We start from the raw sequence: 20,524 nt of genomic DNA, 5'->3' as shown, positions 1-20,524 counted from the left end.
TCAGCCACCGAGAGATAAAAAGTGAATAAAGATATTCTATCTATGCACAATTTAGACGAGACCGACGCCAAAATACTGCATTACCTGCAACAGGATGCAACGTTAAAAACAAGAGAACTATCCGAAAAGTTGAACTTGTCGTATACTCCCGTTTACGAACGTGTGCGCCGACTTGAAAAAGAGGGGATCATCAAAAAGTACGTTGCGCTGGTTGACCGTGAGAAAATTGGCAAAAAATTAATGGCTTTTTGCAACATAGCTCTCAAAGAGCATTCCAAAAATATGGGAGAGAAATTTGTAAAGGCTGTGATCGCCATGCCTGAAGTCATGGAATGCTTCAATATATCGGGAGATTACGATTTCCTACTCAAAGTTGTGGTGGAAGACATGTCGCAATACCAGCAGTTTTTGATGCAAAAGCTTGGTTCACTGGAAAACATTGGTAGCACCCACAGTTTGTTTGTGATGGGAGAAATAAAAAATTCGTCGGAGCTGGAAATGCTGAACTTTAAAAAATAAATACGGTACCGGAAATTCCAGCACCGTATTCCAACTCACCCCTAACAAAATTCTTTTTTTACTTTTCAGGCTTATAAGGCATTCCAGACCGCTAATAGGACTTTTGGCTTCTTGCTGTAAACCTATACGTAAGGCTTTCTACGCCTGTTGCAAAGACCAGAAAAAAATTTAAAATTTATTTTGAAGAACCTCTGCAACAGATGTGCGTGCCGGTGCGTAACTTAATTCAATAATCATATCCCTGACAACTTGACGCCCTAACTTTGCTATTTGGAAGAAAAATATCTTTTGACGAAAACGACTTCGGGTCCGTCGTTTCTGCATGTGTGGCTCGCAACAGTCAGGCGCAAAGAGCTTTGTACAAACAATTTTTCGGCTACTCAAAAAGTATATGTTTAAGGTATACTTCTTCCGCCGAAGAAGCCGAGGAGGTCTTGAATGAAGGATTTCTCAAGGTTTTTAATAACATAGAAAGGTATGACCCGGGGCATCCTTTCAAGGCATGGCTAAGGACTATTATGGTGAATACGGCCATTAGTTATTATCGCAAGCATAAAAAGCATAACGAAGATATGGTCTCGCTGGAAGATGCGCCGTATCCCAGGTTCGATGAAGATATTGTGAGCCAGATAACGGCCGATGAGATTTTAAAACTGATCAATGAAATTAAGCCCGTTTACAAAAACGTCTTTCTGATGTACGTTGTCGACGGATACAATCATAGAGAAATAGCAGAAATGCTTGAAATTAACGAAGCTACCGTACGATCTCATTATGTGCGTGCAAGAGCCCGTTTACAGCATTTGATTAAAAAATATTACCCACATCTCTTCCCAAGTGATTGGGCTGTAAAGTCGTTCAAAGGAAATGAAAACTGATAAATTTGAAAATACTATACGCCAGAAATTAGAGAGTATTTCACCAGACTTTCAAGAGGATAACTGGACCAAAATGCAAAATTATATGCAGGTCCATAACCCACCAACTATCTGGCAGCAATACGGTTCCTGGCTAGGTTATGCGGCGGCGGCTTCTGTCACGTCTGTAATGGTCTTTTTGTATGTTAACCAACTGTCGCAGAACAACGACCTGGTTGCTGATGTAACCAAACTGAAAAGTCAGATTGAACTCATCAGTAGCACACCTTCTGTGGTACAAAAGGTTGATACCATTTACATTGTACAAAAAGAAGTAACAAAAGACCAGTTCCTTCATAACCAATCAGAGGATTTTGTGGCCACTGTTCAATCTCAAACAGTAAAAGCGGCTGGACATTCCTTGAACCGGAATACAGAGCATAAAACGCTATCCACCGACAATTCAGCTCTGGCACAAAACAATGTAAAAACCAACGAACACGTTAAAAGCCCCGAGATGAATGAACCGCAAGATGTGGCCTCAGGCATTTCAACGATTTCAAAAAATACATCTCAGGAACAACTGGCAATGCATCCTAACAACGGAGATGCCAAGGGCGACGTTTCTCCGCCAGCAGTGTTTGCCAAAAGCCTCGATAATTTTTCTGATTTAGTGGAAATCTCTCCTGCATCTATTGGAGAAGGCGGCAGTCGCAACCTGCAATATGCTTTGGCCAGCAGGCTTTCGCCGCGCCAGGCTAAAAAAGTGTGGCTTGCCAGTGCGTTACAAACAAGCAAAGAGGTTGCAGTTGAAGACAAAAAAGTAGAGAAAGCAACAAAAACAGAAAATATTATCCCTCAGCTCAACATCCGGGCACCGTACCGTTTCGGTGTTGGTTATCAGTATGAAGGAAATAATCAGGTAAAAACAGTAGTTGGGGAAGTACTTGTATCTAAAAAGTTCTCAGTATCGGCCGGACTTAGCTGGCTAAAAATCAAGCCGATGGAGTTCTTTTCTGAGAAAATGTTCAAGGAAAAAAATAAAAAAGATTTCAGAAAAGCGCATCCCGGACAAGTTCCCACGGCTTTTGAAGTGGCAAATATCAATGTAAAACCAACTTTGGTTCAAATCCCGCTTACCGTTGCATTCAGAAACGACATTACCAGTGATTTCAGCTATTTTGTTGGTGCAGGAACCAACGTTACCGTAAAAGCGAAAGAAAATATTTCCTTCGATTCCCGTTTCCCGATGTACGGTAAAGAGTTCCAGAGACAGTCTTTTGAGCGAAAAATGGATGTCCCTTTATTCAACTCTGTGAATATCAATGCCGGAATTGAAAAAACATGGCATCCGATCGTGATTCAAATCGAAGGTTATCTTTTTACTTATTTTAAGCCACTTACACCTGAAAATCAGAGAACTGGTCCTGGTGTAAAAATGAAATTGCTATACCAGATTGGAAAAAAAATGTAAGGATATAGAAGTGGATCAAAGAACGATCTTTGAAAATTACGGTTGAAAAGCGCTATTTTTGGCTTTTCATTACTCCTTTACAATAAGCACTTGAAATTCGCTGCAATAGATATAGGATCAAACGGTGCCCGTATGCAAATATCCTCAGTTTTGCAGGATGAGGGCATTACCCGTTTGAAAAAAGTTGAATACGTAAGATTTCCACTTCGTTTGGGTCACGATGTTTTTACACAGGGAAGAATTTCTTCCATGAGCGAGGACAGAATGATGAAACTCATGCTGGCGTATCAGCTGTTGATGGAGCTGCATGAAGTAGAAGATTACATGGCTTGCTCCACTTCTGCCATGCGTGAAGCTGATAATGGTCATGAAGTACGTGAGCATATAGAGCAAAGAACCGGCATTCACATTCAGATCATTGACGGACAGCGCGAGGCAGAACTGGTAAATAATGTGGTTGTTAAATCACTCAGCGAAGGTCAATATATCCACATTGACGTAGGTGGTGGCAGTACAGAGCTTAACCTGTATAAAGACAGAAAAAAGATTATTGCAAAATCCTTTAAACTGGGTTCCGTAAGGCTATTGGAAGGCAAAGAATCGAAAAATATCTGGCCAAAAGTTCAGGAATGGATTGAGGCGAACGTAGATTATACACAGCCCATACAAGCCGTAGGAACAGGAGGCAATATCAACAAGCTGTTTGATTTGTCTTCCAAGCTAAGTGAGAGCTCGGCAAGTCTCGAAGAGATTATACGAATGCGGGATTATATTGCTCAGTTCTCGCTTGAAGAACGAATCAATAAATTACAACTCAATCCTGACCGTGCAGATGTAATAGTACCGGCAGGAGATATTTACACGTCGGCCATGAAATGGGCAGGTGCCGAAATCATTCATGTTCCGGATGTAGGTTTAAAAGACGGAATGCTTCAACTGCTTTACGAAAGGAACCTTAGAAAAAAGAAAATCTGAATTAATTCAGATTTTCTTAAACCGCAATAATGTAAGCACAGCCGCCTACCACACGTTCTCCATATCTTTTGATGAATACTTATGGTTGCGGTCCACAAATACAGAATCTCCATCCTCTCTTTTCAAACCGAGAGGATTTTTTTTGCCCAGTTTCGCAATAATTGCAACCGGAAAAAGAATAACAAAAAACACCACGGAAAGTAAAATTTTCCCGTTTATAGCACCCAGGACTTCCGCTAATTTATACCAGCCCTTCACAATAAGGTCCCCGGCCACCGGAATAAAAATACTTAATACGCCGACTACCGCTGCGGCTATCAGGAAATACCGGGATTCAAAAATAAAATACAATACGACAAGTCCCGTAACGATAACCAGTTGGGCCTTAATTTTATCCGATTCACTCATTTTAAAGTTACAATAAGGTTAACAGCAATTTTTTTCAGTCAAATTGCTGTTAACCATGATTTGAAATTCATCATTCACACTTTTATACTCAGACCAAATTTTGGCTAGAATAAGGTATAGATAAAAGGGGCCACCGCCGAGCCACCGCCAATCACGATCAGAACGCCGATCAGCAATAAAACAAGAATTACAGGAGCAAGCCACCATTTTTTCCGCTCCTTCATGAATGCAAATAAGTCTGTTAGAAAATCCATTATTTTCGAAATTTAAAATTCAAATTTAAGACATTGATACATTGAGATGATAACCGTTAGATCGATACACTGATACTAAGGCCGGTTCATCGACTTTAACAACTTTTCCGCAATAGCGGCATTGACTTCCGCGCTGGCGTGTCCGTCATTTTTTCCAACCACCCGGTTTTTCTCCAGAATCCCGGAAATTTCCTCGGTAAGCGTAATTACTTTAACCCCTTTCGATCTCAGATAACCTTCAACCGGCTTGGTATATCCTGCACTTTTATCCATTTGGAATAAAAAAGGAATGAATACCGCATACATTTCAGACTTGGTACTATCGCGGTAATCAACCATTTTAGAAAGATCACGAAGGTGGGAATTTAATATGGTTGTATCGGTATAGGCAGTCTGAACAAATTTTTCAAAGGTGCCAAAGGATGTATGCGGGAGCTGCCAATAGATGAAGTTTGGCAAATAAAAACGCTTCACCAAAGTTGCAAACGGGCCGGTCAGATCTGCGTAAGGCTCAGCACCGGTTAAAGTCAGGCCTTTTTCCCGCCCCACTTTCTCTATATCATTCGGGAAATACTCCAGTACGATCACATTGGGTTTCACGGGGAATTCCTCCAACCTTCGGGCCTCATCACGTGTGTCCGCACCAGACATGCCAAGATTGTAAACGCTGTATTTTTCGGTACCGAGTTTGTTTGCGATGATGTTGGAAAAACGCTCGTCAACACTTTTCAATCCATGCCCTGCCGCAAAGGAATCTCCAATGAACAGGATGTTTTTCTTACCGCTTTCCTGAACTATCTCGCGATCATGATATCCAAGCGAATTGACTGGTTTCCAGTACTTTTCCCACCAGATTTGTGATGCCTTGGAAAGCACTCCTTCATGGCTTTGCGGAATGTACATGAAAATAATTTCAAGCAAAATAATGGTAACCAAAAGAGGCACTGTGATGGTTACAACGTTGGCAATCACTCCCTTTGCTTTGCTTTTTACAACACCGTAGTAAAATATGCGAAGTATTTCAATAATGAATAACAGCCAGAAAGCAACTTTCGCCAGCCGAACATACGGGCTGTCGCTTTGTGGGCTACCCGGGGATTCAAAAACGATATTGAACTTATCCGGGTAGAACAAAAATGTAAATATTACTGCAAGAAACGATAGCCTGAAAAGACTACTTACAATTTTTGAAGCCATAGGAAAAACGGAACGTGAATTATTTTTTGTAGATCAATCGATTCTCAATCAAGTACAAACTCTTCTTTCCAGCCATCTTTTTCAAGCCACTCTGGTTGTCTCTTCTTATCGAAAATAAAATTGCCTACCACCAGATAATCCATCTCAGTTCTCATAAAACAACGGTATGCATCGTTTGGAGTGCAAACGATCGGCTCTCCCCTTACATTAAAACTCGTGTTTACGACCACCGCATAGCCAGTCAGTTCCTTGAATGAATTGATCAAATCCCAATACCTTGGATTTGTATCTTTATGCACGGTTTGGATCCTGGCAGAATAATCGATATGGGTGATAGACGGTAGATCTGATCTTGAATAATAGAGTTTATTCCTAAGATCCATACCGTCGTAATTCTCGGGCAACGGCTTTCTTCTGGTTTCCGCAACAGGATGGACCAGAAGCATATAAGGCGAAATTCCGTCATAATCGAAGTATTCAGCACAATCATCCGCCAACACTGACGGAGCAAAAGGACGGAAAGACTCCCGGTATTTAATTTTCAGGTTCAGCTTCTTTTGCATCTCCTCATTTCTCGGATCGCCAAGGATGCTCCGGCCACCCAAAGCCCGCGGCCCAAATTCCATGCGCCCCTGGATCCAGCCAACTACATTACCCTCGGAAAGCAGTTTTGCAGCGTCCACAGAAAGATCCTTGAAGTTTTCGTAATAAGTGAAAGGCGCTTTGTATTTTTTGGCTGTCAATTCCACATCAAGATCAGAGAATGTAGGTCCGAGATATGATCCACGCATGGCATCTGCCTTCCAGGTAATATTCCGTTCCTGACCAAAGAAAATGTGATAGGCAGCCTGCGCAGCGCCTAGTGCTCCGCCGGCATCACCCGCAGCAGGCTGGATGAAAATATCCTTGAAAATATTGGCTTTTTGAAGCTTGCCGTTGGAAACGCAATTCAATGCAACACCTCCTGCCATACAAAGATAGTCTGCTCCTGTAAGGCGCTTGGCTTCTTTGGCCATACGAACCACCGCTTCTTCTGTAATATTCTGGATCGCCAGACCCAGGTTACAATGAATGCTTTCGAGCGCATCTTCGGGTTTTCTGGTTTTGAAACCAAAAAGTGCTTCCCATTTGTGCTCATTCACCATTTTGAGCCCCGTAGCATAATCAAAATAATCCTGGTTTAGCCAGACGGAGCCATCTTCCTTCAACTCAATAAGCTCTTTGAGAATGATATCTTCATACCTTTTAATGTCAGGCGACGAAGGGTTCCCGTAAGGTGCAAGGCCCATCAATTTGTACTCTCCTGAGTTAACCCGAAATCCAAGGAAATAGGTAAACGCGGAATATAAAAGTCCCAGTGAATGGGGAAAACGCAATTCCTTTAAAATCGTGATGTCTTTCCCCTCGCCCAAACAAATGGAAGCGGTTGCCCACTCTCCTACGCCATCGATTGTCAGAATGGCAGATTTTTCGAATGGTGAAGGATAATATGCGCTTGCCGCGTGAGAAAGATGGTGTTCCGGAAAAAGCATTTTTACCTTTCCCTTTTTCTTATCATATCCCAGTTTTTCCAATTCCTCGTTAATGAGGCGTTTGAGAAACATTTTCTCTTTTATCCAAACCGGCATTGCCGTCAAAAACGACCTGATCCCTCTTGGCGCAAAGGCATAATACGTTTCAAGAAGACGCTCAAATTTCAGCAGAGGTTTATCGTAGAAAACGATAGCATCCAGTTCATTCAAGGTCAATCCGCTGTATTCCAGACAAAATTTTATAGCCTCTGATGGGAAACCCGGGTCATGCTTTTTACGGGTGAAGCGTTCCTCCTGAGCGGCGGCAACGATCTCTCCATTATCTATGAGAGCGGCGGCTGAATCATGATAAAACGCCGAAATACCTAAAATTTTCATTTAACAGTTCAAATATTATAAATCAGGTGCCTTTGATGAACTCTGTCAACGGTGTATCGTATAAGCACCATAACAATTATCCCTAAGACATTACTTCTATTAAGACATGATTGATCCACGCGGATATAAAAGTAATTAGAGTCGACTCAATAGGAGTGCACAGCAATATTACAAAAATTGTACCAGATATCTTAGTGACGGACATCACCATACCGCATAACTGACTGTGAGCTATTTACAATAATTCGTTGCATAACCAAATTCATTCAATCATATCCAACCAGTAATTATGTGGCATTTTTCACTACATATCATCGGGTGTGGATTACCGCTCTTTCTACAAATAAATTACTGCAAAATTTTCGTAGGCTTGTGATTTTCATCTAGTGCTACAAAAGTGAATATACCTGTAACCGCCTTTTCTCTACCCTCCTGATACATTTGCTCCACAAAAATATCCACCCTGACTTTCATACTTGTATTTCCCACATGTTCTACTCTTCCTACCAGTTCGATGATGGTTCCTGCCGGAATGGGATGCGTAAAATCAATCCTGTCGGAAGAAACCGTTACGCAACGTAATCTGGAAAAACGTGTTGCCGCAATAAAAGCAATTTCGTCCATCATGGACAGCGCGGTTCCACCAAAAAGCGTGTCGTAATGGTTGGTATTGTTTGGAAAAACTGTTTTAAAAACGCGTGTTTCGGATTGGTTTATTTTTTCTTCTAAAGTCATGATAAAATTAAAAAAACTCCCGGAAGCAGTGCTGACAACCGGGAGATTATAAAGTTTTATGAATAAATTGTATTTACCGCTCTACTGCCACTGATTCACGCAGCAAGTTAGCCGCTGAAATCATATTACGCAAAGCTGCTTCGGTTTCTGGCCACTTTCTGGTCTTCAATCCGCAATCCGGATTTACCCATAAGTTGCGTGCAGGAATCACATTTAAAGCCTTTTCAAGCAGAAGCGTGATCTCCTCAATAGTTGGAACTCTTGGCGAATGAATGTCATACACACCCGGCCCGATTTCATTTGGATAATTAAAGTTTGCAAAGGCGTCCAATAATTCCATTTGCGAACGTGAAGTTTCAATTGTAATCACATCTGCATCCATCGCTGCAATGGAATCGATGATGTCGTTGAATTCCGAATAACACATGTGCGTATGGATCTGCGTTTGATCCGCTACGCCGGCGGCGCTCAACCGGAATGCGTCGACAGCCCATTTCAGGTAGGCTTTCCATTCCGATTTTCTTAACGGCAGCCCTTCGCGAATAGCAGGTTCGTCAATTTGTATCACTTTAATTCCAGCCTTTTCAAGGTCAATAACTTCATCCCGGATTGCCAGTCCGATTTGGAAAGTGGTATCTTTTCTTGGCTGATCATCCCTTACGAACGACCATTGCAGAATCGTAACCGGGCCGGTTAGCATTCCTTTTACCAGTTTACCGGAATTAGCCTGTGCAAAAGCAGACCAACGAACCGTCATAGGCGCAGGGCGCTCCACATCGCCATATATGATTGGAGGTTTCACACAACGGCTTCCATAACTTTGTACCCATCCATTCTGGCTAAATACGAATCCGGACAAACTTTCTCCAAAATATTCGACCATATCATTCCGCTCAAACTCACCATGAACGAGTACATCGATACCCAGTTCTTCCTGCCAACGCAATGATTTAACTATTTCTTCTTCAATTTGGCTTTCATAATCCTGTTGAGAAAGTGTTCCTTTTTTCAACTGTGCCCTCAACTGACGAACTTCGTCTGTTTGCGGAAATGAACCTATGGTTGTTGAGGGAAATAAAGGCAGTTTCAATTTTTCCAGCTGAATTGCCTGACGTACAGAAAACTCATTCTCACGTTCAAAATCTTTCAATTTTATTGCCTCCACTCTGGTCTTTACCTCAGGCTTGTGGATCAATGCAGATGAACGCCTGCTTTCAATGGCCGCCTGATTGGCGATAAAAGCGTCCTCCTTTTCATAATCAGTTCCAGCCATAGCAGCCAGTACCGCTACTTCACTCAACTTCTGTCGGGCAAACGCCATCCAGTTTTTCATTTCCGGCGTGAGAATGTCTTCATTTTTTTCAAGATCCAGATCATACGGACTATGCAGCAAAGAAGAAGATGGTGCAATCCAAACGCGTTCTGCACCTAAGGCCGTAATCGCGGTGTTGAGGTAATCAAGAGAATTACGAAAATCGTTTTTCCATATATTTCTTCCATCCACAACACCCAAAGAAAGATACTTTGAAGATGCTACAAAGTTCTGATTTGTTATTAAGTCAGGCAGATTTTCTGCGCCACGGGTGAGGTCAATGTGTAAGGAATTAACGGGAAGTTGAACCGCGAGATCTGCATTGTCATTCAGAGCGCCAAAATAGGTCGCAAGAAGTATTTTAACATTTGGAACAGCTTCCCTGATCTGAGCATAGGCACTTTGCAAGGCAAGTTTTTCTGCATTGGTCAAATCAAGAACCAGGCAAGGCTCATCCAGCTGCACCCATTCTGCTCCCCGTGATACCAGCTCCTTAATAATTTCTATGTAAACAGGCAATAGTGCGTCGAGCAGGTTGATCCGATCAAAACCGGCCTCCTTTTCTTTACCCAATAGCAGATAAGTAACCGGACCCAAAAACACCGGTTTTGTCAATATCCCTTTTTGTTTAGCATCTTCAAATTCAACAATAGCTTTATCAGAATAGCGGTTAAATTTTTGATTTTTTACAAATTCAGGAACGATATAATGATAGTTGGTATCAAACCATTTGGTCATTTCCATTGCCTTGATATCGACACCGTTTTTTTGCACGCCACGAGCCATTGCAAAATATAAATCCAGCTCGTTGTTCGACTTCCCGTCTACAAGCTGGTTGTATCTTTCAGGAATAGCACCCACCATCAGTGAGGTGTCCAAAACCTGATCATACAACGAAAAGTCATTGGAAGGAATCATCTGAATACCAGCACTTTGCTGTGTAATCCAGTTTTCATGACGAATTTGCCGTGCTACTTTTTGTAACGCATCGCGGTTAATCTTTCCTGCCCAAAACTGCTCGCTTGCCTTTTTGAGTTCTCTTTGGCTTCCAACACGTGGATAACCCAGATTGTGTGACAACATAAAAAATGTGTTAAAGAGTTAATAAAAACCCTTTGGAAACACCCTACCCGTCCCTAGTCAATGAGGAATGTTGAATGAAGAATAAATGCATCCTTAAACACCATTGATCATCAAATGAGTACTCTTATTTGTTCGCTATACGCTTCAAAATAGTAGCGCAACAATAATGCCCTCATAAATATTTCATGAGTCAGCGGCCAATAAAATATGTAAAATCAATGCGTGACGAAACCCCAAACGTGAGGGAATAGCCATTGAGAATAGAGGCAAGTCTCCTGACTTACGCCATTTTTACCGCCCTTCTCGTTCTTCCGGAATGCCGGACCAAACAATGGGACACGAGGGTAAAAACTCACCTGATTTGCAGGCCAGCGCTTACAGTAGCACGACTGTCCGTGAATTTCACACGGTTCCTTTTTAATTTTACTACCAGCATGAGGGTTGCCGGCAAAAAACCACTATTCCGATTGACGGGTGTTCACAAAGAACACTGCAAAGATAATTGGGGATATAGTGAGTTGTTTTGAGGGGTCTGGAATTAAGTGGAGATAAGTACTAATTCTGTTTTCGGGAAGATAGATTATCTTTTTTGCAGTATAAAAACGGAGGCGAAAAGTGTTTTAAAAAGTTAATTATGTTATTTCTGACTGAATACGAATATTTTTATCCAGCAGATATTGAATCATAAATTAATATCTCTTGGTTGATCATTTCGAACAGATCGTATTTGGTCCGCTAACTCATCTCCTTCCCAACTTCCAACCAGATTATTAAAGGCTCTCTTTTGTTTTTCCAGAAGCTCTTCCGCATGCTGTTCCTTCACAGGAAGCCCAAGCCTATCGGTCAATCCTTTAATCAACTCAAAGTCTTTTTCATTTTCCGTTTCGATTATCAGTGTATGTGTCATGCTCTCCTAATTAGGTTAATAAAATTATTCTTTTAACTGACCTCTAATTTAAATTCCTTTGGCTGATATAACAACTTGCAAACAGCTATCCATATCGGACAGGAAACATTTCTCCGTAAAAAATACCGAAAACTCCCCGCCCAGCCCTAACTTTACCTCATCATGTGAATTATACCTTTTTACCTTATTTATTAAATTAAAAATGGAATACCGTATAGAAAAAGATACCATGGGCGAAGTACAGGTGCCTGCTCATGTATATTGGGGAGCACAAACACAACGCTCTATTCAAAATTTCCCTATCGCACAGGATATCAACAAGATGCCTAAGGAAATCATCAAAGCTTTTGCATATTTGAAAAAAGCAGCTGCGATTACCAACTACGAGGCAGGTATACTTCCAAAAGAAAAAAGTGATCTGATTGGTGAGGTTTGTGATGAAATATTGACCGAGCAGCTAAACGACCAGTTTCCATTGGTGGTGTGGCAAACCGGCTCCGGAACACAATCAAATATGAACTGCAACGAGGTGATCGCGTATCGCGGACACGTATTGCAGGGCGGTGAACTGGCAGACAAAACAAAGTTTTTACATCCTAACGATGATGTGAACAAATCGCAGTCATCGAACGATACATACCCGACTGCAATGCATATTGCAGCGTACAAGATTTTGGTGGATGTAACCATACCAGGAATTGTAAAACTGCGCGATACATTGAAGGCGAAGTCTGAGGCGTTCAGAAACGTAGTGAAAATTGGCCGTACGCACTTCATGGATGCTACGCCTTTAACACTCGGACAGGAATTTTCGGGATACGCTTCCCAGCTTGACCACGGTTTGCGAGCTATTTACCACACACTGGCTCACTTGTCGGAACTTGCATTGGGAGGTACCGCTGTGGGAACGGGAATTAACACACCTGCCGGTTATTCAGAAAATGTTGCCAAACACATTGCCCAGCTAACGGGTCTTCCGTTTGTTACTGCCGAAAATAAATTTGAAGCACTTGCTGCACACGATGCGATTGTGGAAGCACATGGCGCTCTTAAAACTGTGGCAGTGAGTCTTATGAAAATCGGAAACGATATCCGCATGCTTTCGTCTGGCCCCCGTTCCGGAATTGGCGAAATTCACATTCCTGATAACGAGCCGGGTAGTTCAATTATGCCAGGCAAAGTAAACCCAACACAATGCGAAGCCATGACCATGGTCGCGGCACAAGTAATGGGTAACGACGTTGCAATCGGTATTGGGGGATCTAACGGTCATTTCGAATTGAATGTTTTCAAACCTTTGATGGCATACAACTTCCTTCATTCGGCGCGACTGATCGGTGATGTGTGTGTGTCGTTTAATGACAATTGTGCGGTTGGTATTGAACCTTTGCATGAAAATATCAGAAAACACGTTAACAATTCGCTGATGCTTGTGACTGCCCTGAACACTAAAATTGGCTATTATAAAGCAGCTGAAATTGCACAAACTGCCCATAAGAACGGATCTACACTGAAAGAAACAGCCGTAGCGCTGGGTTACCTCACGCCGGACGAGTTCGACGAGTGGGTTAAACCGGAAGATATGGTTGGAGATAATAATTTCTAAGGTTCATTGCCAGCCCGTTTACCTGACTGGAAATAAAGCTATAAGGCCTCACGTTTCGGCGTGGGGCTTTCTTTTTGCTTCAATTTTAAATCAATCAGGATTGAATTTCAAACAATATCTTCCCGTATTTTATTAAAATACCCTATATTGGCAATACAAACTGCAATGCAGTTTCTGGACTTGCAGATGATAACAATTAAGATGAATATCGGGGAAGAATTGTTAAAATATCAGGTACAATCCAAAGTCCGGGCAATTGCAATAGCAGAATACGCGAGCTCTTCTGATGAAAGATTTAGAGAACTCATCAATTGTTTCCTATCCGATAATGGCCGGCTTGCGCAAAGAGCAGCATGGAGTGTGAGCTGGGCAGCCCGGAAAAAACCGGATATGGTACAACCTTATATTGGTTCGCTCGTTAATCAATTGGGAAGGTCCGATGTGCATAATGCCATTGTTCGTAACAGTCTGAGGGTTTTAGAGGACATTGAAATCCCTGAGATTTATCATGCACAGCTTTTGAACACCTGTTTTGATTTTATTCAGAAAAGAGAAACAGCAATTGCCATAAAGGCATTTTCGCTGCATGTGCTTTTTAATCTTACAAAGTTTTATCCTGAGATCAAAAATGAATTAAAATTGATAATTCAGGAAAATATTGAATTTGAAACAGCGGCATTCCGGTCCAGAGGAAAGAAAATACTGGCAAAATTGAAGTAAACTTAGAACTCCGCCATCATTTCCTGACTTTGGAGTAAGTAGGTACCAAAAGAAAACTGAATGAAAAATACATTAATTGCTTTTCTGATTTTGTTTGAATTGGTGGCCTGTAGTCAACAACAACGCGTAAGTAACCACACTCCGCCCTTCGACTACGGTGAGAAAGGGCCCGATAAATATTCAGACCAGTTGATGAATAAGCTGGAAAAAGGGATTGACTTCGTGGCATCAGGAAATGAGCCATTCTGGTCAATGGAAATTGATTTTGACAACAATATAACCTTCAAAGTTTTACAGGGAGACTCTCTGGTAGTGGCCAGCCCGCAGCCAACAAAACTGATGGATGTGGCTGCCACGAGCTATCGGACGAAAATTGATGATGAATACCTGAACGTTATCATTTATGACAAGCCGTGCGAGGATAACATGTCAGGAAAGGAACTACCCAAGACGGTAGAAATAAGCTACGGTACTAAAAAATTTGCTGGTTGCGGCTCCTATTTGTCGGATTACCGTCTTAACGATATTTGGGTTCTTGAAAGCATCAATCAAAGTCCGATAGACATCACTTCTTTTCCAAGAGGATTACCCCGCATTGAGCTGAATCTGACGATGAACCAGGTTTTCGCTTTTGCCGGATGTAATGAATTCAGTGGTTCAATGGAAATTCAGGGAAAACGAATCCATTTCGGACGTTTTTCGGGCACATTAATGGCCTGCAAGAACATGAACTTTGAAAGTGAATATCTAAGTAAACTTGCCAATAAAACCATCCCTTTTAGAATAGAACCCGGTAAATTGATATTACAAATAAGTGCGGATTCCTCTTATAACTACAAAAAAGTGGATTAATTTTTTGTAAAAGTAAGAAGTGAAATGGTGTTTCACATCTTACTTTTCACCGCCCGGCGGCCCGGTTCTTACCCAATTCTCCCACTAAATACTTCCACTCAACCCAAATTATCCAGAACACAGGCTCCCTCTGTGGTAAGTTTCTGAAAACGTGTGTAAATTGTAGACCTATACGCTCCCTAACAATTGAACATGTTTGCTTTAATCCCCTACCCTCAGCTACGGTTGTTTTTTGATGGTATGCTGTGCATGATGGCATTGTACGCATTACTCTCATATACCCAGCACCGCAAACCCATTTACTGGCAATATGCATTGTACATTCTTTGTATGATCGTAACATTTTATTGGGATGACATTGATTATGGCAAAACAGATTATCTCCCGGGTACAAATTTCAAAGTAGCTGCGGTTGAGTCCCTCGCTTTTCTGCTTTACATCCGTTTCGCCATTCTCCTTATTGATATTCCACGGCTGGATCCTTTCAGTCACCGGATTTTAAAAATAATGAGCATCATTCTGGCCATTGAGATTGGAGCAGATCTGGCATTTTACCTTCTGGATGTTTCCAACGATCTTAAAAGTAACAGCTACATATTGTTCAGATGTATTCTGTCCTTTGGTGCACTCGTAGTTGTACCCCGTATACTCAAATTGAGAGAAGTTGCGGTTGGCTACTTCATTGCGGGTTCTTTCTTTTTCGTGTTAGGTTGCCTTGTTGCACTGGCTACCAACTTCATGCCATCATTTTTCAACCTCAATCCGGCAAATGCGCTCACTTTCCCCGTAACGTTTATGGAATTCGGCGTTATTCTGGAGGTGCTTTGTTTTACACTCGGCATGTCCGTTCAGAACAGACGCAACGAGCTTGAAAAAATTGAGGCTCAGGAACAGCTAATTGAACAACTGCTCGAAAATGAGAAAAAACAATCCACATTACTTCGCATTCGGGACGACATTTCGCGTGATATCCATGACGAACTCGGAGCCGACCTGAGTAGTATCAGTGCCATGAGCTATGCGGCCATCAAACAACTTAACGGAAGCGGGGCTGAACAAACCATTACGATTATTGGAGAAACTTCCAGAAAAGTGATTGCCCGCATGAGAGAGATCGTATGGAGCCTGCATTCCGCACACGATTCGGTGGAAAATTTCTCCTTTCGTGCAAAGGAAACAGCATACACACTTCTCGAACATCATCCCATAGCATTGCATCTCGAACTACCTTCCGAAGAAGTCGATTTCCGTATCCCGGCAGAACACAGGCGTAATTTGTTTTTAGTTTATAAGGAGATTTTGCATAACATTGTAAGGCATTCAAAAGCGCAGAACGTACACATCCGGTTATACGTCCATGACAACTATCTTAATCTGATCGTAAAAGACGATGGTATAGGTTTTGTGAATAATGCAAGCAAAAGTCATGGAAACGGTCTTTTGAACCTAAAACAGCGGACCTCAGCATTTGCAGGGATATTCTCACTGGAAAGCCTGCCAGGTGAAGGAACAACTGTGACAGTCGGCTGCCCGCTGGACATGGTTAAATTATAGCATGCCCTGTTGGTTCTTAGAACCGGAAATATGTGCAGGTAGAAACGGGGTTAAACATCCCTTTAACACGTAAAATAATGATCATATATTGCCATTCAACGCTGGATAAAACGCTGCGTAACAAGCTGACCGAGGTCCTCTCACCTCGCCACGAAGTTCATTTTCAGAAAGAATTATCAGATGAAAATGATGCGAAAAATATCTTCAGAAGTGCCCATTTCATTCTGGGAAATCCACCCGTAGAGTGGTTTGAAAATGCTCCTGCCGACCTTAAATTCTGGCAGTTGGATTCCGCCGGATTTGATCAGTATGCTTCCGTAAAACTTCCTGATGGTGTTAAAGTAGCCAATATGGGCAACTGGTTTGCCCGCCCTTGTGCCGAAACCATTGTTGGCGGTGTGGTTGCGCTCTACCGAGGGCTGGATACGCTTACTTTGTTAAAAAAGAAATTGGAATGGGTAGGTTCAAAACTTCGCGGCGACCTCAAAATTCTTCATGGCCAAAATGTAATCATTCTGGGAGCCGGCACCATTGGTCAGGCTGTGAACGAAATTCTTAAAGGATTTGGCTGTCGCACGCATATGTTGGCACGTACATCTCCGGATGCAGACCTGCATAGCCGGGAGGATCTTTTCCAGGAGCTTCCCAATGCCGATCTTGTGATTAACACACTGCCCGGTACAGCTACGCACTTTGTCGATGCAGATTTTTTCAACACAATCAAAAAAGGGGCCGTTTATGCAAGTGTGGGAAGAGGAAGCACTACGGATGAATCGGCACTGATAAATGCACTCAACTCCAAACAACTGGATGGTGCCGTACTTGATGTGACCGAAGTTGAGCCCCTTCCGGCAGAGAGTCCGCTTTGGAATCTCGAAAATGTAATTCTCACGCAGCATACCGGAGGCGGCAGGCACGACGAACATCTTGGGAAAGTAGATTTGTTCCTCAATAACATTTTTGCAATAGAAAACGGCAGTGATATCATTGATCTTGTCAGTTTATCAAAGGGATATTAAAGCAAACGTTCTGTTGGCGGGACTTAAATGAGATTATCTTCAAAAAATATTAAAATGTCAGTAGCAGAAGTAAGTATTGCAGATCGGATTAAAGCACATTATTTTGAACAATTCGGAAGGTCAGCCAGCGGGCAGTCTCCACGCATATTCCGGTCGCCGGGTCGGATAAATCTCATAGGCGAGCACACCGATTACAACAATGGATTCGTATTACCTGCAAGTGTAGACAAGGCTGTGTATTTCGTAATTGAACCTCGCACAGACAATCAAGTACTGTTACATGCCGCGGATTTGAACGACACCTATTCCTTCACACTTGATGACCTTTCAAAGCCCGACAAATCGTGGCCATTGTATCAGCTTGGCGTGATTGATCAGATTCAAAAACTTGGGAAAACTATTGGCGGATTTCAAACCACATTTGGCGGAGATGTTCCTGCCGGAGCCGGAATGTCCTCATCTGCCGCATTGGAATGCTGTCTTTTGTTCGCTCTGAATGAAATATTTGATCTGAAACTTAGCCGCTGGGACATTGTAAAAATGGGTCAAAAAGTAGAAAATGAATTCGTGGGGCTGCAAAGTGGAATCATGGATCAGTTTGCATCTGCTTTTGGAAAAGAAGAATCGGTGATCAGACTGGATTGCCGCAGTCTGGAATACGAATACTTCCCATTCCCTATGAAAGATTATCTTCTGGTTCTTTGCGACACGAGCGTTAAACATTCCCTTGCGAGCTCTGAATACAATACCAGAAGACTGGAATGTGAAAAAGGAGTTTCTATTTTACAAAAATACGATTCTACTATTGGCAGCCTGAGGGATGCAGCACCTGAGCTCGTTGAGCAACACAAGGAAGAACTTGGTGACGTGGTTTACCGCCGATGCAAGTACATGACAGGCGAAATTGTTCGGGTACAGGAAGCGTGTGACTTACTTGTAGCCGGGGATCTGGAAAGTTTTGGCAAGAAAATGTATGAAACGCATCAGGGATTACAACACGACTATGAAGTAAGCTGCCCCGAACTCGACTTTCTGGTAGATCAGACAATTGACAATTCCGATGTCCTTGGTGCCCGGATGATGGGCGGTGGATTCGGAGGTTGCACAATCAATTTGGTTAAAAAAGATGCAGTTGATGCTTTTGAAAGTAAAATGAAGTCAGAATACAAAAAACAGTATGACATTGACCTGCCATGTTACCGCGTAAAAATTACTGACGGAACCGAAGAATTAGCATTTTAAACGCCGCAAATCTAAACCCATTTACAATGAAAAGAATTACATATTTGTTCACTGCACTGATTGGACTTGCCATTATCAGCTGCTCTAAAACCAACGAAAAACACAAAATGATCAGTACGATTTCCAAAGAGGCATTCGGAGAACTTCCCGACGGACAAACAGCAGACTTATATACATTGACCAATACAAACGGCATGACCGTTAATATCACCAACTATGGTGGTATCATTACCAAACTGACTGCACCGGACAAAAAAGGTGAATGGGAGGACGTTGTACTAGGTTTTGACTCTCTGGCTCCTTATTTAGGCGAACATCCTTTTTTCGGAGCGTTGGTAGGCCGTTTTGGTAACCGTATTGCTGGCGGGAAATTCAAAATTAACGGAACAGAATATAAGCTGGCTATTAACAATGGACCAAACTCCCTGCACGGTGGTAAAGTTGGTTTTGATAAAGTATTGTGGAAAGCGACCGAGGTAAAGGAAGATTCAACCGTAGGACTAAAACTTGAATACACCAGCAAGGATATGGAAGAAGGTTATCCGGGAAATCTTACAGTTACGGTGGTTTATACTTTGGGAAATGACAACTCTTTGAAGATAGACTACACTGCAACGACTGATAAGGAGACCGTAATCAACCTTACCAACCACTCTTATTTCAACCTTACCGGAAACAAAAGAGACATTCTTGGACATGAAGTAAGTATTGCTTCTGACAGCATCGTACCGGTAAATACTGATTTGATACCTACCGGTAAACTCCGGGCTGTGGAAGGAACACCATTCGATTTCAGAAAACCGACTGTTGTTGGTGCAGGAATAGATAAAACGGAGGATGAACAAATCAAAAACGGCGGAGGTTATGATCACTGCTGGGTAATAAACCGTACTGATAAAGGTCTTGTTCCGTTTGCAACGGTAAAAGATCCTGAAAGCGGAAGATTCATGGAAGTGTTCACAACAGAACCGGCCGTTCAGTTTTACACAGGAAACTTCCTGGATGGTAAACTATCAGGCAAAGGAGCAACATTTGGAAAAAGATCAGGACTCTGCCTTGAAACAGAGCATTATCCCGATTCTCCAAACCAACCACAGTTTCCAAGCACGAATTTGAAACCTGGTGATGCTTACAAGACTACAACAGTTTATAAGTTTTCGGCTAAGTAGGTCGGTTTAATACCAATGGATTTCAAACCGGAAATAGTGGGTAACTCGCCCCACTATTTCCGGTTTTATTTTTGAGGCAAATAATGATTAAATTTGATAATCAACACTTCATCTGACATCAATGCCAAAAGTTTTCGAATACTTCGGAATAATATTTTATTTCTATTCCAACGAGCATCTGCCAATTCATGTGCATGTTTCGTACAATGGCTACGAAAGTATTTTTGAAATATTTTTCGAGAACGGTGAGCTCAAAGATGTACAAATTCGAAAGGCGCAGGGAATTGAACCGCTACCTTCAAAGCAAATTAAAGAAGCTGAAAAGGTAATTGAGGTTTATGCAAAAGAAATTGTAGACAGATGGACTGACTTTTTCGTTTTAAAAAAGCGAATTAAAAGCAAAAAAATCACCAAGAAATTATGACTGAAGCAATCAGAGTTATAAATGCCAAGTATGTATCAGATTACAGCGTGTTGCTCTTATTTTCAGATAACACTGAGCAAACCGTAGATTTTCAAAAATTCCTGCAAAAGAATCCTCATCCACAGTTCTCCAAATATCTGGACATGAAGAATTTTAAAAAATTCAAAATCGAAAATGGGAATATCGTCTGGGGCAAAGACTGGGATCTAATTTTTCCTGTGGAAGAATTGTATACAGGAGAGCTAAGCGGCAGCTAATCTTCTTTTATCAATAGTCCCACTTGTCAGATCTTAGCATTACGTTTAGG

At 41.9% G+C, this 20,524-nt stretch carries 20 protein-coding genes and 1 riboswitch; of the genes, 13 read left to right on the top strand and 7 right to left on the bottom strand.

Annotation, left to right across the window (positions count from 1 at the left end):
* Window positions 1-42 precede the first annotated feature (42 nt).
* The 4 genes from LZG71_RS27620 (at window position 43) to LZG71_RS27605 (ending at window position 3,825) form a co-directional block, all read left to right on the top strand.
* Entirely contained in the window at window positions 43-519 is a 477-nt protein-coding gene (locus LZG71_RS27620) for an Lrp/AsnC family transcriptional regulator (protein WP_233825970.1), read from the top strand.
* A gap of 263 nt (window positions 520-782) precedes the next feature.
* On the top strand, window positions 783-1,397 hold the full coding sequence (locus LZG71_RS27615; RefSeq protein ID WP_233825969.1) for an RNA polymerase sigma factor: 615 nt from the start codon (window positions 783-785) through the stop codon (window positions 1,395-1,397).
* The gene (locus tag LZG71_RS27610) at window positions 1,387-2,850 is read left to right on the top strand and encodes a hypothetical protein (RefSeq protein WP_233825968.1); all 1,464 of its coding nucleotides are present in this window, start codon (window positions 1,387-1,389) and stop codon (window positions 2,848-2,850) included. The genes LZG71_RS27615 and LZG71_RS27610 overlap by 11 nt, the downstream gene beginning before the upstream one ends.
* A gap of 90 nt (window positions 2,851-2,940) precedes the next feature.
* Window positions 2,941-3,825, top strand: coding sequence for a Ppx/GppA phosphatase family protein (locus tag LZG71_RS27605; RefSeq protein ID WP_233825967.1), 885 nt, complete (start codon window positions 2,941-2,943; stop codon window positions 3,823-3,825).
* A gap of 45 nt (window positions 3,826-3,870) precedes the next feature.
* On the opposite strand, the gene LZG71_RS27600 is transcribed toward LZG71_RS27605, so the two are convergent.
* From LZG71_RS27600 to LZG71_RS27570, 7 genes are all read right to left on the bottom strand, one after another.
* Window positions 3,871-4,233 carry an SxtJ family membrane protein gene (locus LZG71_RS27600; RefSeq protein WP_233825966.1) on the bottom strand — a complete coding sequence of 121 codons (363 nt, stop codon included), beginning with the start codon at window positions 4,231-4,233 and terminating at the stop codon, window positions 3,871-3,873.
* Window positions 4,234-4,337: 104 nt separating this feature from the next.
* Window positions 4,338-4,487 (bottom strand): DUF5989 family protein, encoded by a 150-nt coding sequence (locus LZG71_RS27595; protein ID WP_233825965.1) that lies wholly within the window; start codon window positions 4,485-4,487, stop codon window positions 4,338-4,340.
* 75 nt (window positions 4,488-4,562) lie between these two features.
* On the bottom strand, window positions 4,563-5,684 hold the full coding sequence (locus tag LZG71_RS27590; protein ID WP_233825964.1) for an SGNH/GDSL hydrolase family protein: 1,122 nt from the start codon (window positions 5,682-5,684) through the stop codon (window positions 4,563-4,565).
* Window positions 5,685-5,728: 44 nt separating this feature from the next.
* The gene (locus tag LZG71_RS27585; protein WP_233825963.1) at window positions 5,729-7,594 is read right to left on the bottom strand and encodes a carbamoyltransferase; all 1,866 of its coding nucleotides are present in this window, start codon (window positions 7,592-7,594) and stop codon (window positions 5,729-5,731) included.
* 348 nt (window positions 7,595-7,942) lie between these two features.
* A complete protein-coding gene (locus LZG71_RS27580) occupies window positions 7,943-8,329 on the bottom strand; it encodes an acyl-CoA thioesterase (protein ID WP_233825962.1) in 387 nt (128 codons plus the stop codon).
* Window positions 8,330-8,402: 73 nt separating this feature from the next.
* The gene (metE, locus tag LZG71_RS27575) at window positions 8,403-10,724 is read right to left on the bottom strand and encodes a 5-methyltetrahydropteroyltriglutamate--homocysteine S-methyltransferase (protein WP_233825961.1); all 2,322 of its coding nucleotides are present in this window, start codon (window positions 10,722-10,724) and stop codon (window positions 8,403-8,405) included.
* A gap of 247 nt (window positions 10,725-10,971) precedes the next feature.
* Window positions 10,972-11,199: riboswitch (cobalamin riboswitch) on the bottom strand.
* Window positions 11,200-11,406: 207 nt separating this feature from the next.
* The gene (locus LZG71_RS27570; RefSeq protein WP_233825960.1) at window positions 11,407-11,631 is read right to left on the bottom strand and encodes a hypothetical protein; all 225 of its coding nucleotides are present in this window, start codon (window positions 11,629-11,631) and stop codon (window positions 11,407-11,409) included.
* Window positions 11,632-11,833: 202 nt separating this feature from the next.
* Here LZG71_RS27570 and fumC point away from each other — a divergent pair, with 202 nt between their 5' ends.
* The 9 genes from fumC to LZG71_RS27525 all read left to right on the top strand — a co-directional run bounded on the left by fumC (window position 11,834) and on the right by LZG71_RS27525 (window position 20,474).
* Entirely contained in the window at window positions 11,834-13,237 is a 1,404-nt protein-coding gene (fumC, locus tag LZG71_RS27565) for a class II fumarate hydratase (RefSeq protein ID WP_233825959.1), read from the top strand.
* 147 nt (window positions 13,238-13,384) lie between these two features.
* A complete protein-coding gene (locus tag LZG71_RS27560) occupies window positions 13,385-13,957 on the top strand; it encodes a hypothetical protein (protein WP_233825958.1) in 573 nt (190 codons plus the stop codon).
* 60 nt (window positions 13,958-14,017) lie between these two features.
* Window positions 14,018-14,809, top strand: coding sequence for an META domain-containing protein (locus LZG71_RS27555; protein WP_233825957.1), 792 nt, complete (start codon window positions 14,018-14,020; stop codon window positions 14,807-14,809).
* A 192-nt stretch (window positions 14,810-15,001) separates the two neighbouring features.
* A complete protein-coding gene (locus LZG71_RS27550; RefSeq protein WP_233825956.1) occupies window positions 15,002-16,363 on the top strand; it encodes a sensor histidine kinase in 1,362 nt (453 codons plus the stop codon).
* Window positions 16,364-16,440: 77 nt separating this feature from the next.
* A complete protein-coding gene (locus tag LZG71_RS27545; protein ID WP_233825955.1) occupies window positions 16,441-17,382 on the top strand; it encodes a D-2-hydroxyacid dehydrogenase in 942 nt (313 codons plus the stop codon).
* 54 nt (window positions 17,383-17,436) lie between these two features.
* Entirely contained in the window at window positions 17,437-18,624 is a 1,188-nt protein-coding gene (galK, locus tag LZG71_RS27540) for a galactokinase (RefSeq protein ID WP_233825954.1), read from the top strand.
* A 26-nt stretch (window positions 18,625-18,650) separates the two neighbouring features.
* Window positions 18,651-19,793 carry an aldose epimerase family protein gene (locus tag LZG71_RS27535; RefSeq protein WP_233825953.1) on the top strand — a complete coding sequence of 381 codons (1,143 nt, stop codon included), beginning with the start codon at window positions 18,651-18,653 and terminating at the stop codon, window positions 19,791-19,793.
* Between the two features lie 121 nt (window positions 19,794-19,914).
* On the top strand, window positions 19,915-20,217 hold the full coding sequence (locus tag LZG71_RS27530) for a DUF4160 domain-containing protein (protein WP_233825952.1): 303 nt from the start codon (window positions 19,915-19,917) through the stop codon (window positions 20,215-20,217).
* Window positions 20,214-20,474 (top strand): DUF2442 domain-containing protein, encoded by a 261-nt coding sequence (locus tag LZG71_RS27525; RefSeq protein WP_233825951.1) that lies wholly within the window; start codon window positions 20,214-20,216, stop codon window positions 20,472-20,474. Before LZG71_RS27530 ends, LZG71_RS27525 begins: the two co-directional genes overlap by 4 nt.
* Window positions 20,475-20,524 lie beyond the last annotated feature (50 nt).

The organism is Dyadobacter sp. CY312 (genome assembly GCF_021390535.1).
Lineage (GTDB): Bacteria > Bacteroidota > Bacteroidia > Cytophagales > Spirosomataceae > Dyadobacter.
The sequence above is the reverse complement of the archived record's forward strand: the minus strand, read 5'-3'. Positions and strand labels throughout refer to the sequence as shown.

Bases quoted from the DNA above. Each gene is read 5' to 3' on its own strand.
- LZG71_RS27620 (WP_233825970.1), top strand. From the start codon at position 43: ATGCACAATTTAGACGAGACCGACGCCAAAATACTGCATTACCTGCAA.
- LZG71_RS27610 (WP_233825968.1), top strand. From the start codon at position 1,387: ATGAAAACTGATAAATTTGAAAATACTATACGCCAGAAATTAGAGAGT.
- LZG71_RS27600 (WP_233825966.1), bottom strand. From the start codon at position 4,233: ATGAGTGAATCGGATAAAATTAAGGCCCAACTGGTTATCGTTACGGGA.
- LZG71_RS27595 (WP_233825965.1), bottom strand. From the start codon at position 4,487: ATGGATTTTCTAACAGACTTATTTGCATTCATGAAGGAGCGGAAAAAA.
- LZG71_RS27590 (WP_233825964.1), bottom strand. From the start codon at position 5,684: ATGGCTTCAAAAATTGTAAGTAGTCTTTTCAGGCTATCGTTTCTTGCA.
- LZG71_RS27585 (WP_233825963.1), bottom strand. From the start codon at position 7,594: ATGAAAATTTTAGGTATTTCGGCGTTTTATCATGATTCAGCCGCCGCT.
- LZG71_RS27580 (WP_233825962.1), bottom strand. From the start codon at position 8,329: ATGACTTTAGAAGAAAAAATAAACCAATCCGAAACACGCGTTTTTAAA.
- metE (WP_233825961.1), bottom strand. From the start codon at position 10,724: ATGTTGTCACACAATCTGGGTTATCCACGTGTTGGAAGCCAAAGAGAA.
- LZG71_RS27570 (WP_233825960.1), bottom strand. From the start codon at position 11,631: ATGACACATACACTGATAATCGAAACGGAAAATGAAAAAGACTTTGAG.
- fumC (WP_233825959.1), top strand. From the start codon at position 11,834: ATGGAATACCGTATAGAAAAAGATACCATGGGCGAAGTACAGGTGCCT.
- LZG71_RS27555 (WP_233825957.1), top strand. From the start codon at position 14,018: ATGAAAAATACATTAATTGCTTTTCTGATTTTGTTTGAATTGGTGGCC.
- LZG71_RS27550 (WP_233825956.1), top strand. From the start codon at position 15,002: ATGTTTGCTTTAATCCCCTACCCTCAGCTACGGTTGTTTTTTGATGGT.
- LZG71_RS27545 (WP_233825955.1), top strand. From the start codon at position 16,441: ATGATCATATATTGCCATTCAACGCTGGATAAAACGCTGCGTAACAAG.
- galK (WP_233825954.1), top strand. From the start codon at position 17,437: ATGTCAGTAGCAGAAGTAAGTATTGCAGATCGGATTAAAGCACATTAT.
- LZG71_RS27535 (WP_233825953.1), top strand. From the start codon at position 18,651: ATGAAAAGAATTACATATTTGTTCACTGCACTGATTGGACTTGCCATT.
- LZG71_RS27530 (WP_233825952.1), top strand. From the start codon at position 19,915: ATGCCAAAAGTTTTCGAATACTTCGGAATAATATTTTATTTCTATTCC.
- LZG71_RS27525 (WP_233825951.1), top strand. From the start codon at position 20,214: ATGACTGAAGCAATCAGAGTTATAAATGCCAAGTATGTATCAGATTAC.